The following is a 14,733-nucleotide window of genomic DNA, read 5'->3' as shown; positions in this document are numbered from 1 at the left end:
CACATTCGCGCCGGGGCTTTGCCATGCCGTCAACTCTGAAGAGAGGCCGTCGCCATGAGGAAGCTCCGCATCAAGAGCAACACGAGCCCCGAACAGGTCGTCACCCTGACCGCCGCCGATCAGGCTCGCCGCTATCCGTACGTCATGCACGGCGTCGATCCGCGGACACTGCGCACGAACCAGAACTCCCGTCGGACGCGGGATGTGCGCGAGGAGCGATCTGACCTGGTGTCCGCCGTCGAACAGTTCGGACTGGACACGCGAATCTCGATGATCACCGTCGCTGACGAGCCGGAAGGCCTCACCGTGCTCGTCGGCCACCACCGCCATGCCGCCGCAGTAGCCGTGAAGGAGGACAAGAAGCCCGATCTGCTCATCGACGTCCTGGTCCACGCTCCCGGCACCACTCCGCTGGACCTGACAGTCGCCCAGGCCATCGAGAACATGAACCGCCAGAGCTACACCCAGGACGAGGAGGTCGCTCTCTACCTGAAGCTCGAAGGACTCGGCATGGACGCCGGCGCGATCGCCAAGGTCCTGCCGCGGGAGCCCGATCAGGTGGAGGCCGGTCTGGCTGTGGCTGCCACTACGCGGACCCGTGCGGCCGTCGCCGAGCTGCCGGAGGTCGACCTGCTCATTCTGTCCGAGCTCGCCGAGTTCGAGGACGACGAAGCGCTGCACGCGCTGCTCGTCGAGGTCCTGCGCTCCAGGCCTGGCACCTTCGCCTGGGAACTCAAGCAGGCGCGCAACGCGAGGGAGCGCAAGGCGAACGAACAGGCCGTCCGCGACGAAGCCATCCGCGAGTTCACCGACAAGGGCTACGCGATCCTCGACGAGGACGACCAGCTCCCCGACACCATCGAGGAACTCGAGAAGCTTTGCGCTGCAGCTGACGCAGCGCCGATCGACCCCGCCCAGCACGCTGAGTGCCCTGGCCGTGCGGTCCACCTCTGGGTCACCTACCAGCTCGACGTGCGGGCGACCGAGTACTGCGTCGACTTCGCCTCCCACGGACATCGCACCATCGCATCGGTCGTGATCTCCTCCGCAAAGGAGAAGCTGCGCGACGCGGGCGTGCTACTCGTCGACCGCGAAGGTGACAACGTTGTCGAGCTGGAGCGCCTCTTCCACGACGCCGACAGCGACCACGCGTTCACCAGCGAGGAGCACGAGAACTGCCCCGGCCACGCCGCCTACGTCGACGACGAACTGGACGGAAATGAGGCCGACATCCGCTTCGTCTGCACCGACTACATCTCCCACGGCCACGTTCTGGACCGCGCTCTACCAGAGGAGCCGAGTCGCAGCGCATCGTGGAAAGCCTTGGAGGTCAAGCGTGCGAAGTGCAACAACGACCTCTGGGAGGCCGCTGAGCCAGTCCGGAGGGATTGGCTCAAGGAGTACTTCAAGCCGTGGCGGAGCGGCAAGGTCGCCACAAGCCACAACGGCAAAGCCGCATCTAAGCCAGCAGCCGCGCGGGCAGTCAAGGGCGTCGGTGTGAGGACGTCGAAGGATCAGGGCAAGCGGGCTCCCAAGTTCGATCTGGCTCCCAAGGTTCGGCATCTGCTCACGCGCGCGACCGTGCAGGCGACCCAAGTCATGAAGGAGGCTTCGCCGTCGCACCGCTACGCGTGCGAACTCCTCGGTCTCGCGGACCCGACCGGGACCAGCAACGCCGAGCATCCGATCGTGAAGGAGCTGCGCAAGCAGACCGTCGGCGAGGACCAGATCACGATCATCCAACTCGCCCAGCTCCTCGGTGCTTGCGAGGAGTACTTCAACCACGGCTACACCGTCAGAGGCGCCAACACCACCTGGCGCCAGCAGATCGAGGACGTCCGCTTCTACTTCGAAGCGCTGAAGACGCTCGGCTATCGCGGCTCCCACGTGGAGCAGTTGGTCCTCAACCCCGAGCTGGACAACGAGAAGTGGCCGCACCTCGTCGACGACACCGCCGGCCTCGACGAGGCGGCCTAGCAGTCCATGTCACCCCTGTCAGGCCCCGAGTTGCCATCCCGGCGGCTCGGGGCCTTCTCGCTACCACGCACGGAAAGGACCAACCCGTGTACACGTTGGATCCTGCGACCGTCGAACTCACCTTCACCAACGGCTTCCGCCATCTCGTCCCGTCGTTTCTCGCCGCCCGCGTGCGGGGCATCGACTCGGACGGAGATCTGCTGGTGCCGCTCTGCGACCGGCCGACGCCGATGCTCCGCGACGACCACACGGAGTACCTCGTACCTCTCACACCTTGTTGCCGAGCCACTGGCAAAGGTGCCGAGTGCAGCACCGGCGTGGTCTGCCGCAGCTGTTTCGAGGAGGTCGGCAGCAAGTACGGCCTTGACGGCCAGATCATCGCTGAGGTCTCCCTGATGACACCAGTCAAGTCAGAATCTCTAGCTGTACGAGTTGCCGTCGTACGACCAGGCAGCACGAACGCGTACGTCGTGACCAAAGAGATTCACGTGGGAGCGCGTCTGCCAGGCGGCCTGCTGATCACAGCGATCGAACCCGCGCTCAGTATCGACACCTGCTATGACTGCGCCCACGTCTTCAACGAAGGTGCGCCTGCAGTGCATGTCGTCCAAGACGAGGAAGCTCTAGCGGCACAACGCGATGTTCTGCATCTGCATTGCGCGCAGATCCGCAGCGCGGACTCCCTTCGCTATGTGGTTGCCGAACAACACACGGCCACCTTCGCCGCGCTGCGGCAGGCCGTCGAGAGGCTGACCCAGTCGACCCACCGCAGTAGCAAGATCAAGAACGCCATCAACGACGTGTCAACGGCATTCGACGCCTACAGCGCGTTGTTCGAGAACTGATGCACCGCACGTTTTCGGTCGCCAGCTCCCAGCACTCGTTCTCCACCTTGCCTGGTGGCAGTTCACGTCAGTTCTCGCGACGACCCGTCAGAAGGGATCTGTCCGATGGAGTTTCCCAAAGCTGCAGCGCTCACCGCCGAGGACATCTCTGCGCTCATGTCATCCGACGCGGTCACCTTCCTGTTCGATGCCCGAGCCGGCACTGCAGTCGCACGAGCCACCAAGACCTGCGAGGAGCTAGACAACCGCACCATCGCGTGCGGCGTCGAGATCGTCGGGTTCCAGCTAGAGCGGCCCTTCGACGTCGAGTGGAACGAGCATGCAGCCGTCACCACGGTGTGTCGAGCCCGGCTGTTCCAGTCGGACCTGTCTTGGTCGACCGTCCTGAACTTGCTGCGGCCGGGCGATCGCCTCACACAACGGTGGCTCGCCGACGCTCGCAACGACACCCTGCACGACACCGGCCTCACGGTCGACGAGCTCGCGATCGAAGTCGGTCGTAGCGGTCCGCCGTTGGTCTTCCACGTGCTCAGCCATGTCACCACACCCGACGACCCATGCCGGTTGGTCCTGCGCCGCACGTGATCGCCTCCGGAAACGAGCCTCATGGCCAGGGAGAGCAGCATGTCCGAGCCTTCCAACTCCACTCCCGAAACCGGCGTCAATCCCCCGACGCAGGACTATTCACGCGGCGAGTCCCCGGATCGTTCGTTGCTCTCTGCGGTGACCACCCTCGGCGATCTCCGGGCGCTTCTCCCGATCCTGAACAGCGACCGTGCGGTGTTCGCGGCGGCCGGCGTGATCGCCCACGCCGCGTGCTCCGGCCAGTTCGACAACGAGGAGCTCACCGTCGTGGTGACCGATCTCTGCGCAGACCTGTTGCACCTGGCCGATGCCCTGGGCATCGACCACGCCGAGCTTGCTGCCGATAGCCAGTCCTACTACTTGGACGAGCTCGGCCGCTGATCCGCAACGCTCCCAACCGAACCTCCGCCTCCTCCCACGATCGGAGTCGGCTTCAACCGCAGAATGAGGATCACGTCGTGACCAGCTCTCCGATGCTGCTCTACGACCCACTCCAGGTGTGGTCACAGGTCTTCAGCAACCCAACGCTCGCCGCGGCACTAGCCGACGTCTTCTCCTGCATCGAGATCAACGTCATGGCCGGGCTGCTCGATGAAGCGGGCGAGCCTCATGCCTCGCGACGCTGGCTGTCCCGCCACCTCGCAGACTGCCTCACGCCCGAGCGACACCTGAACTGACGCACACAGGAATCCACTGCCCGGCACACGGCCGACCAAAAGCACGGGGCAAGTTGAGGAGCGAGGGTGAGCAAGGTCCACCCGAGGGACCTGTCGATCTGCGCCGACGCTATCAGCTCGTTCCAGGTCCGCGCCGATGAACCCGGCCCGAAAAGCACGGGCCGGAACCCCCGCCGCCCCCTGCGGGGCCTTCCACGACCTGAGCTCCGAGACGCAGATCGACAGCCCCCTCGGGCGAACCCACTCGAAGTATTGCCAGCGGGTGGGCGGATTCGAGAACCGGGGAGGTCGGGATCCGATCACCGAATCTGACAAGGAGTTCTCGTCATGGCTGGAGAGACCACCATCACCGTCGTCGGCAACCTCACCGCGGACCCGGAGTTCCACTTCATCCAGAGCGGTGCCGCGGTGGCGTCCTTCACGGTCGCGTCTACGCCCCGCACGTTCGACAAGCAGTCGGGCGAGTGGAAGGACGGCGAAGCGCTGTTCCTGCGGTGCAACGTGTGGCGGCAGGTCGCCGAGAACGTGGCCGAGTCGCTCACCCGCGGTTCGCGAGTGCTCGTCACCGGGCGCCTGCGCCAGCGTTCCTTCGAGACGAAGGAAGGCGAGAAGCGCACGGTGGTGGAGCTGGAGGTCGACGAAATCGGCCCCTCGCTGCGCTACGCGACCGCGAAGGTCAACAAGGTCAGCCGTGGAGATGGCGGCCGGCCCGTTCAGCACGCCCCCGTGCCGGCTCAGGACCCGTGGAACGAGGCACCGCACGCCAGCGCTCATGGCTTCGTCGGCGAGCCCGCGTTCTGACCTCTACACCGAGCGGGCCCGGATGCACAGCGTCCGGGCCCGCTCCGGCTGCGGTGGCCGATGAGGGCGCCCGCCACCGCCACCTCGCCGTCCTTCACCAGTTCTCTCCGGCCGATCAGTGGCGCGCGTCCATCCACCTAGGACGTTGCAGCCCGATCCCCCTTGGCCGGACGCATCCGCCGCGCCCCAAGCGGGTTGCGTCCGGCCAAGGTCGGCCGCTCGGTCCTGCATCCGATGAACCTCAATGCTCTCCGGCCGAGCTGAGGCGCGTGCTGCCACCCCACAGCACAGCTGCCCGCTCGCCCTCGGCCAGGCGTGCGCGAGACCCCGCATCGCCACGCCTGGCCAGGGTTGTCCGGCTATCCACCACAGAGGTCGAGGATGGGCTCCTCCACTGTGGACGAGCTTGGAGGTGCGCCCCGACGAAAGAGGTCTGTCGTGCAGAAGCAGACAAGCGATCGGAGGCTCGGCACGCCAACATGTTCCAGGTCGACTTCTCACCCGATCGTGGGACAAGGCCGAGGAAGAGAACCCGCCTCAGCACACGAAGTCAGCACGACCGCTCGTCCTCTCCATCACCGGTTCCGCGGACCGCACCGCCGACGTGCTCTACCCTCAAATCGCATGAGGGTCACCGCGCTGGTCGTGTTCATGCGTCTCATCGGCGCTGGCGGAGTCGGCGCCTACGTCGGAGCCGCGGCCTCCGGTTTGATCGCCGTACTGACCGGCAAGGTGTTCGCACCAGGTAGCCCTTGGACGACTGGGCTGCCGTTCCTGATCGTGATCGGCGCGGTGCTCACCATGGGCATCGCACGGCTGACGCGTGCTTGGTTCCTGCCGGCTGTCGCGACCCGGCGCATTCTGTGGGGTGCTGCGGCCGGAGCGGTGCTCCTACCGCTGGCGGTCGCCGTCGGAGAACTCGGAGATCTCGCCCCCATCGCGGTCGGCCTGATGGCCATCGGCTGGGTGACCACGGTCGTCCTCTGGATTCAGTGGTTCCGTCGTCGTTCCAGCCACTCCCCCCGACGGAGGGCCAGCGAACGAGCGCGCTAGGCGAGCGTCGCCGCTACGGCCGGGTCAGCCGGGTCGGGTGCCAGGTCTGTCAGGACAGGAGGCTCGCTGGCTTCGACGGTGGACTTCCGCTCGTCCCTGCCTGCCGCGATCAGTCGCCGAGCCGTCTTCTCGTCCACTCCGAACAGTGTGGCGATCTGCTCGACTGTTCGGTCTGCCTCGGCGGCGGCCAGCGCTGCGCGGCCCTGCTCGGCCCGGTGCTGCTCAACCACGACATCGCGCCGTTCGTGAAGTCGTGCGATCGCCAGCTCATGAGGAGCCGTACGTCGTTCACACTCCTGCTCCGCCTCAGCGATCTTCTCGTCGGCCAAGAAGTACACCTCGAGAGCAGAGTCGACATTCCGCTCGTTCTCGCGCTGCTGTGCAAGCTGCTCTACGTGCCGCTCGCGCGCTGCAGCCAGTCGCCTGCTGACCATGGTCGACCGGCGTGCCCGACGCCTGCCTCCGGCTCCAGATGCAGCCATGCCCTTCTCCCTCCCGATCCGTCCCTAGTTCCAAGCGAACGACACGGTGAGAAGAACGTCAACGAAAACCTGCCCAGATCGGTTGTTTCGCCGACGCCCACGGGAACACGGCGACAGACCGAGCCATCGAACAGCGAAGGCGTGCCGGCCCGATGGACCAGCACGCCTTCGTGTGTCGTCGCATAAGCCCACGAGGGGCTCACCGCACAACGCGGATCTCGCCAGAAACTGCGACGACAAGTTGCCGGCGCACAGGACTCAGTAAGACCCAAACCGGCATCGCAGAGTCTAGCGGTCTGTGACCGCCGAATGTGCAAAGGCGAGCCGCCGCAGGCGACACGACCGCCTCGCGCCAGGCCGCCTTGACGCGACTCCGAACTCTCCAAGCCGCCCAGCTGCGCCTCAACCTGCCTGCGCTGAGTGGTCACCTGAGCCCCCCTGCCCTCAATCATCTTATGCCGTGCCAGCCGCATCAAGGCACCCCAAAAACATTTTGCCTCCGCAGGCTCCGTCAAAATCTTTTTCGGGACCCACCTTGACCCGGCCGTCACACCACAAGGACCGGCAGGGACAGGGGGAGCGGGGAGGAATGGGCGGCATTTCAACAATTGAACTGCCGCACCCAAGGCATTGACCAGCGGATATCTTGCAAATCGCGCGCCAGTGAATATGCAGATACACCCCATCGTGCTACTTCAATTTCTTGCGAAGCACCCTATTCGGTCACTAGGATCAGAATTGCAAGAAAGAAGCGCCGGGAACGCCAGACCCGGTGAAGCACAAAATCAGTAGTGGGGTAATCCATGTCTGCAGCTATTTCTGTTCCAGAGACCATTTCCGAGCTTGCCGAGCTGGTCAGGTCAGGCAACATCCGCGCAGCCCGCAAGCTCGGGCGGAAGTTGCTCAAGGTCGCGCCCACGCGGACGCTGTGGGTGATCGCGCGCATCGCCAACGAGCTGGACGAGCGCCCGCACACCGCCCTTGCGTTCATCAACCACCTGTTGGAGACCGCCCCGAGCCAGGAAGACCGTGCGATCGTCGCGGCATGCTTGCCCGAGCCGGGTGAAACGCGCCGGACCGTTGAACGGAGCTCCCAGCGCGCGCCGCATTGGAACAGCACCAACAAGCACGAAGCGCCGCGCGATCTGAAGACCGAGCAGCGGAACGAGCTGCGCCGCAAAGCTCGTTCCCGTCAGGAACAGGCCGACGCCGCCGGGTTCGCTCGCTACCGCGTCGACAGCGCCGGAGTTGCGGACGGGGATCAGGTGCCGGACCGCCATGACCGTGCGGCCGCCGAGCAGGTCTACGCCTCAGGGTTCGACTACGACCGCGCGGCGTTGTACGCCAATGAGGTGCCGTTCGCGTGCCTCGCGTGCGGGATCTGCCGAGGACGCTATGACCTGAACGCAGCGCGCGTCCAAGCCGGACATGGTGACGACATGCTGTGTGGCGAATGCCGTGTGGTGGGTTGCGCAGGTCTCCCGGAGTTGGTGGTTGGCCACAGCCTTGCAGACCTTGTGACGGCCCGTTGCTCGTTCGTCTGGACGAAGCACGGCGACGTTGTCGCGCGGGCACTGCTGCGCTCCGACTGGCGCCACGCCCCTACGGATGCCGTGCGCGAGATCATCACGGACTACGCACGCGCTTACCTTTCAGCCGAACCGCCCGCCGAAGCACGGCAGGATACCGCCGAACTCAGCGACTGTGTGACGTGCGGAGTCCAGCGCGAACCTAACGACACCAACGCACCTGTCGCCGACGACGGCCAGTGCGCCGCGTGCCGAGAGCTGGCCGCCGAGCTGGACGAACTGGCCGCCGCGTAGAGGTCCCAACGCACGAGCGCGTTCCCGAAGCCCCCGGTTTCCGCCGGGGGCTTTCGCGTGTGCACCTCCCCCGTGCCTCAGCAGCCCAGCCTCTCTTCTTGCCCCCGTCCAGGCCTGCCCGCCCTCCCCTCCGAGCCGCCCTCACCCGCCGCCCGCCGCTCCCCAACCTCCGTCCCTCAGCCCGCCGGCACACAGCACCTCTTGCACTGTGAGTGCTCCACGGTTCTGAATCGATAAACCACCGAGTTTTGCACGCTATTGGCGCGCGTGCTGGACGTCCTTTCACGACCGAGTTTGAGCTGGTGGTTGTGATCGGCGTGCGCAAGCTCTCGCCCGGTGGGCACCAGTACCTCACCGGCTCGGTGGCTTGTGCGGACCGCGGTCTGGAGGCCGGCGAGTCACTGTCGGACTACTACTTGGCGCACGGCTACCCACCTGGCGAATGGTTCGGGCGTGGCGCAGCCGTTCTGAACATGCACGGCGAAGTCACGGCCGCACAGATGAACGCGCTGTTCGGCGAAGGCCGCCACCCGGACGCAGACCGCATCCAGGCGGAGATGATCGCCCTCGGTCACACCGAGGCGGAAGCCTTGTCCGCCACCAAACTCGGCTACCGGTTCCCTCAGTACGACGGTGCGGATCGGTTGCGCGGCAAAGTCATCGAGGCCTACAAGCGGCACAACCTCGACAACAACCTGCCGCCAGGCGCTCCGATCGATGACGCCACACGCGCGGACCTTCGTCGCCTCGTCCTGTCACAGGCTTACGCCGAGGAACACGAAGGCCAGCTGCCTTCAGAGGACGAGCTGACCAAGTGGCTCGCCGCGCAGAAGAAGGCCATGAAGTCGGCCGTCAGCGGCGTAGAGCTCGTTTGCGCGCCTTCGAAATCCGTCAGCGTCGCCTGGGCGCTCGCCGACGAGCGCACCCGCGAGCTCCTCGTGAGTCTTCATCGCCAGGCGGTGCGCGAAACCCTTGCCTACTTCGAGAACACCGTCGCGTACACCCGCAAGGGTGCTGGTGGCTACACGCAGCACGACGTGAAGGGGATCACCGCAGCAATCTTCGAGCACTGGGACTCACGCGCGGCCGACCCGCATCTGCACACCCATGTGCTCATCAGCACGAAGGTGCAGGGCCCGGATGGACGCTGGACCTCATTGGACGGACGCACCGTCCTCGCCGCTGCGGTCACGTTGTCGGAGTACTACAACAGCCGTGTTCGCGACCTCTGCCGCGAACACGGTGCCTCGTGGACCGAACGGCCCTCCGGTGGCATCGACGCGAAGCGGCCGACGTGGGAGCTGGACGGAGTGCCCGCCGCCCTGTTGACCGGTTTCTCGCAGCGCGCGGCCCAGGTCGAGCAGGACCGCGCCCGTCGAATCGTCGAATTCCGTCGGCAGCACGGCCGAGAGCCTTCTCCCAAAGAGGTTCTCGAGATCTCCAAGCGTGCCCAGTACGGCACCCGAAGCAGCAAGCAGGCGCCGCGGTCACTGGCCGAACACCTCCACCGCTGGCGTCTCCAGGCCGAGAAAATGGTCCCCGAGCAGGTGATCGATGCGCTGGGGCAACGAGTGTTCGGCGGCCACGCCGACAACATCGCGGACTTCAACCTGCACGAGCTCGCCAAGGCAACGCTCACAGTTGTCTCCGACCAGCGTGGTCACTTCAACACCTGGAACATCGAAGCCGAAGCACATCGCCAGACCGCGCACCTGCGTGTCGCGGACAGAGGCCGCGACCAGTTGATCGCCGATGTCGTGCGCACGGTGCTGCAATCGCCGGACCTGGTGTCGCTGGAGGCACCTTCGCTGGTAGCCGAACCGAACGCTCTGCGGCGACGTTCCGGCGAGTCGGTCTTCGTCGAGCACAATAGCCAGCGGTTCACGACCGGCCGAACCTTGCGCGAGGAGTCCGCCCTAGCCACCTGGGGTGCCCTCACCGACGGCCGTCGTCTTCTTCCAGAGACTGTTGCCAACGCGATTTCCGGAGGAGGTTCGCTCAACCGCGGCCAGCGAGCCGCCGTCACCTCGTTCGCGAAATCCGGACGCCGAGTGCAATTGCTGTACGCCCCAGCCGGAGCCGGCAAGACCACTGCGATGCGGGTCTACGCCAACGCCGTGCGCGCGGAAGGTGGCCGGGTGTACGCGTTCGGGCCGAGCGCACGGGCCGCGCACGTGCTCGCCGACGCGATCGACGCCCGCCCACACACCCTGCACCAGGTCACCTTCGCTCAGAAGATAGGCGTTGCAGAGAAAGCCTTCCCGTTCCGCCGCGGCGACGTGCTGATCATCGATGAGGTCTCGATGGCGGGCACGCACACATTGCATGACGTCGTCGCCTTCGCTTTGCGCCGCGGAGCCGATGTCAGGCTGGTCGGCGACGACAAGCAGCTCGCAGCAGTGGAAGCCGGTGGCGCGGTCCGCTGGTTCGCACACGTCCACGGCGCCGTGCGGCTCAAGGAGGTCGTGAGATTCCGCGATCCCGGCCAGCGGGCCGCATCGCTCGCACTCCATGACGCTGATCCCGCGGGCCTCGACTACTACTTCGACCAGGGCTGGATCTCTGACGGCAGCCGCGAAACGATCCGAGACGCCGCCCACCGTGCCTGGCGCAACGACCTCGACGCCGGCCACCAGTCTCTGCTGATCGTCCCGACCAACGACGACGTCACCGCGCTCAACCTTGAAGCCCGAGCGCTGCGCATGCTCCGCGGAGATGTGAGCGGCAAGGGTCGGGCTGCACAACTTCACGACGGTACCCACGCCAGCGCCGGCGACTGGGTAGTCACCCGTCGCAACGACCGGCTCCGGACGTTGTTCGGCGGCAAGGACTTCATCAAGAACGGCGACACGTGGGACGTCGTCAAGGTACGTCGCGACGGTGCGCTGAAACTGCGGCACCAGGTCAGCCGCGGCACCGTGGTGGTGCCCTCCAGCTACGTCACCGAGGAGGTCGAGCTGGGCTACGCGGCCACGATCAACCGCGTCCAGGGAATGACAAGCCGCGGTTCCGCGCATGCGATCGCCACCCACGGCATCTCTCGTGAACAGCTCTACACCCTCGCCACTCGCGCCGTGAACGACAACCGCATCTACGTCGAAACCCACCAGCACACCATCGACTCGCACCAGGAGACGCCACTCGAACGGACCGCACGCGGCGTGCTCGAGGCCGCCCTCACCCGTTCATCGGCCGAGACTGCCGCCAACGAAGAGCTGCGCAACGCCCTAGCGGCGGCCGAGTCGTTGAGCACGTTGGTCGGCCGTCACGACTACGTCGCGCTGCTGGGCGTCGACGAACAGGTTGAGGCGGTGCTCACCGACCAGGTTCCCGAGCTGTTCGACCGTCCGGCCATCCCGGCGCTGCGACAAACCCTCCGCACAGCCGAAGCCCTCGGCTGGCAGTCCGGACCATTGCTCGCGTCCGCTCTCTCGGCGGGCCCGCTCGACACCGAGGACGTCGAGGATCCAGCTGCTGTGCTCCAGTGGCGTGTAAAGCAACGACTGCTGGACAGCGACCCGCCCGCGCGCGTCTCCGCGCCGACCTTGGCCGCCACGAACCGTTGGCGCGCCGTCATCGAGCAGCACGCGCCTACCGCCGCAGTCGAGGACACCACATGGGAACCGGTGTGGCACCTTGCAGCCGCAGCAGCCTCCGAGGGCCTCGACGCTGACACGGCCATGGCCGAAGCCGCCCGTTGGCTTGCCGCACGCCCAACAGCTGACCCCTTGCCCGACCATCAGTTCGCGGCCGATTCCCTGCAGGCCGCACTCCTTGAACAGCGCCGTGAGGGCGGCGGATGGCGCTCTGTGCTGCCATGGCTCGCACATCCGAACCACCAGCAACTCCGCGAAACCCCAGAGCTGCTCGACTTTCTGCGGGACCTGAACCAGGTGATGGGCGCACGTGTCGAGGAGTTGCGAACGCTGGTCATCACTGACGAGCCGGCATGGGCCGCCGGATTGGGACCGCGCCCCCACCATGATCCCGCTGCTGCCGAACTGTGGGACGAGCTGGCGGGGCTGGGCGCGGCCTACCGGAACACCTACAACGTCACTACCAACGAACCCCTTCGCCCACTAGGCGCAGAGCCCGAAGGCGACGGTCCACGCGCACGTGCGTGGCAAGACCTGATCGTCCGGTGGACGCCGCCGTCCACAAGCGACACCTCACACCCCGACAGCACCAAGACCAACCGCACCAGCACCTTGGACAGGTTGCGTGACGCGATCGACCCGGACGACCTGCTAGCCGCGATCGCCGCTGACGAAATCGCCTCTTCACACCCCTTCGAGGACCTGCACGACCTCGTGCGCCGCTACGAACGGAGTGCACGAGCCGCCGACGAACAGCACCTCGAAACCCAGATCACTCACGTCCTCGCCGCTCGCGCCCCCTCCGCGCTCGGGCAAGACGCCGAACCTGCGCTGCGCTGGCTCCTACACCTGGCGCACAGCTGGGGTCGGACCATCGAGCAGGCAGTCCCTGACAGCGACAGCCTCTCCGGCCTCGATGGCGCACGTGATCCGGCCGCCGTGCTCTACCGACGGGTCGAACAGCGCATCCAACGTGCCGCCGCGCCAGGCGAACAGGAGCGGCCCCGCGGCCCACTCCCCTGGCTCGACGCCGCGGATCCAGCTGCGCTCACCGACCGTCCCGAGCTGGCAAAGCACCTCGACCAGCTCGCACGGGCGATCACCGAGCGCGCAGCCCAGCTGCGCCAGGACGTCGCTGAGTCGCAGCCGCGTTGGTCTAGCGGTCTCGGTCCGCGTCCCATCGACTCGACCGCCGCATCCCGGTGGGACGAGTTGGCCGCAAGCGCTGCGGCATACCGCGAGGCATACCGCATCACGACCAACAACCCAGACGTCCCGCTTGGGCCACAGCCCCGCAGGGACGACTCCCGTAGCCGAGCCTGGAACAAACTCAACGAACAGTGGAGGCCCGTCGTGACCACACCTGAAGATCAGTTCTCGTCGAACAAACGCCGGATCGCGGCTCTGCGCGACGACGTGATCGAGCGAGCTGAAGATCTCCGCGAGGACGCCGAGGCGCTCGCGGCCAGTCGAGATGACGCACATCCCGCGCACACCGCTGAGGAGCTACACCGCTACGACGATGTAGAAGAGGTCGACGAGCGACACGATCTCAGCTCTGGGATGGACTATTGAGGCGAGCGCTGCTCCCCTGCACACGCCGTCTCCGAGCTGGGCGCGTCCGCAAGTGCGTTCCACGAGCGCACAAGGCGCGAAGGCGAACGGTTTCGGCTAGCCACGCACTCTCGTCACGACAGGGCGCTGCGCGCAGTCCAGAAGGTCAGGAAGGCCGGAAAGAAGTTGTTCGCGCGTGTGGCGCGACAGACTGAGCGTCGCGAGGTTGTCGACCGCGGTGAGCAGGAGCAGGCTGGGCCATTCGTATCCGTCCAGTCCTGCGGCGGTGCCACCCCGGGCGGCGTACTGCGACCTGAGCTCGTCGTGCCGTTCATCGGGCAGATAGTGAGCGACCATCGCCACGTCAAGCGCGCGGACACCAAGGCCGCAGCGCGCGAAGTCCACTACCCCGACCGACCCGCCCTGTTCGTCGACCATGAGGTGGTCTTCATGGATACCGGCGTGCACCGCTCCGATCTCGCCTTGGATCTTCTCCAGGCTTTCGAGCACTTCCTCACTGACCAACATCGCCCGCCACAACAACTCCAAGTCCGCGCGCGCCAGTGCATCTCCTAGCGCTTCAGTCAGTGTGCCCGCAGCCTTGTCGAAGTAGACGGAGTCATAGCGGCGCGCCGCCGTCGTCACGCGCGTGGTCGAGTCCGATAGCTCAGTACGGTGCAATGCCGACAGAACACGCCCGTAAGCCGCCATGAGCTGGTCGGTCTCCAAGGCACTGATACGGCCTGCAACCCACTTCGACAGGATCCATTTCCGATCCCCCAGGGACACAGGCACCACGCCACCCTCGGCGCGGCCCAGCGGAGTTGGCGTGCGAATGTCAGGGTTGCTGGCGAGGTCGCGCAGCCAGGCCAGCTGAAACGCTAGCCCTGGTTCATCGACCACTTCCTTCAACACGTAGTCGGCGTGGCCGTCGCTGACCTTGTACACGCCGTCGCCAGTGAACCCGGGCAACAGTTCGTAACTGATCAAGTCAACGCCGAACAACGCGCCCACCGAGGCATACGACGATGCGACCTCGGCATCCCGCGCAGCATTCATACCCGCCCCACACACTCGATCATCCCAGCTGAGCCAGGCTAACGACCATGACGGCCCCACGCTCGGCGACACGGGTGAACTCCCATGGGCGCTGCGCATCCTGCACGGCGCCCTGCATCGACCGCATCACGCCCATGAACCTGAACCACCCGCGACATCATGGACGACGCCAAGGCCGAAACAGACCCGGCATGCCGGGCGCGTTACCCAGTAGCGCCGGAGTGGTCACGTAGCCTGCTACGACCGATGCCTTGGAAGTCTCAGAAGTTGGACGGCAGTGC

11 protein-coding genes are annotated in these 14,733 nt (G+C 66.0%); 9 read left to right on the top strand and 2 right to left on the bottom strand.

The window, feature by feature from the left end:
• Positions 1-54: 54 nt before the first annotated feature.
• The 7 genes from LFM09_RS36805 to LFM09_RS36775 all read left to right on the top strand — a co-directional run bounded on the left by LFM09_RS36805 (position 55) and on the right by LFM09_RS36775 (position 5,938).
• Positions 55-1,977, top strand: coding sequence for a hypothetical protein (locus LFM09_RS36805; RefSeq protein WP_414101226.1), 1,923 nt, complete (start codon positions 55-57; stop codon positions 1,975-1,977).
• 86 nt (positions 1,978-2,063) lie between these two features.
• Positions 2,064-2,822 carry a hypothetical protein gene (locus LFM09_RS36800; RefSeq protein WP_414101225.1) on the top strand — a complete coding sequence of 253 codons (759 nt, stop codon included), beginning with the start codon at positions 2,064-2,066 and terminating at the stop codon, positions 2,820-2,822.
• A gap of 105 nt (positions 2,823-2,927) precedes the next feature.
• A complete protein-coding gene (locus tag LFM09_RS36795) occupies positions 2,928-3,407 on the top strand; it encodes a hypothetical protein (protein ID WP_414101224.1) in 480 nt (159 codons plus the stop codon).
• Between the two features lie 39 nt (positions 3,408-3,446).
• Positions 3,447-3,788: a hypothetical protein gene (locus LFM09_RS36790; RefSeq protein WP_414101223.1), complete on the top strand. Its 342-nt coding sequence runs from the start codon at positions 3,447-3,449 to the stop codon at positions 3,786-3,788.
• A 77-nt stretch (positions 3,789-3,865) separates the two neighbouring features.
• On the top strand, positions 3,866-4,084 hold the full coding sequence (locus tag LFM09_RS36785) for a hypothetical protein (protein ID WP_030466889.1): 219 nt from the start codon (positions 3,866-3,868) through the stop codon (positions 4,082-4,084).
• A 327-nt stretch (positions 4,085-4,411) separates the two neighbouring features.
• Entirely contained in the window at positions 4,412-4,885 is a 474-nt protein-coding gene (locus LFM09_RS36780) for a single-stranded DNA-binding protein (protein WP_414101222.1), read from the top strand.
• A 624-nt stretch (positions 4,886-5,509) separates the two neighbouring features.
• Positions 5,510-5,938 (top strand): hypothetical protein, encoded by a 429-nt coding sequence (locus LFM09_RS36775; RefSeq protein ID WP_030466887.1) that lies wholly within the window; start codon positions 5,510-5,512, stop codon positions 5,936-5,938.
• Here LFM09_RS36775 and LFM09_RS36770 read toward each other — a convergent pair.
• Positions 5,935-6,420, bottom strand: a complete 486-nt coding sequence (locus LFM09_RS36770; protein WP_414101221.1) for a hypothetical protein — start codon at positions 6,418-6,420, stop codon at positions 5,935-5,937. The two genes, LFM09_RS36775 and LFM09_RS36770, sit on opposite strands and share 4 nt — an antisense overlap.
• Before the next feature lie 803 nt (positions 6,421-7,223).
• On the opposite strand from LFM09_RS36770, the gene LFM09_RS36765 reads away from it, so the two are divergent.
• On the top strand, positions 7,224-8,243 hold the full coding sequence (locus LFM09_RS36765) for a hypothetical protein (protein ID WP_156093739.1): 1,020 nt from the start codon (positions 7,224-7,226) through the stop codon (positions 8,241-8,243).
• A 302-nt stretch (positions 8,244-8,545) separates the two neighbouring features.
• On the top strand, positions 8,546-13,414 hold the full coding sequence (gene mobF, locus LFM09_RS36760; RefSeq protein WP_414101220.1) for a MobF family relaxase: 4,869 nt from the start codon (positions 8,546-8,548) through the stop codon (positions 13,412-13,414).
• Positions 13,415-13,510: 96 nt separating this feature from the next.
• On the opposite strand, the gene LFM09_RS36755 is transcribed toward mobF, so the two are convergent.
• The gene (locus LFM09_RS36755) at positions 13,511-14,452 is read right to left on the bottom strand and encodes an aminoglycoside phosphotransferase family protein (protein WP_414101219.1); all 942 of its coding nucleotides are present in this window, start codon (positions 14,450-14,452) and stop codon (positions 13,511-13,513) included.
• Positions 14,453-14,733: the final 281 nt, after the last annotated feature.

This window comes from Lentzea alba, assembly GCF_047445655.1.
GTDB lineage: Bacteria > Actinomycetota > Actinomycetes > Mycobacteriales > Pseudonocardiaceae > Lentzea > Lentzea alba_A.
This window is presented reverse-complemented; position numbering and strand designations above follow the sequence as displayed.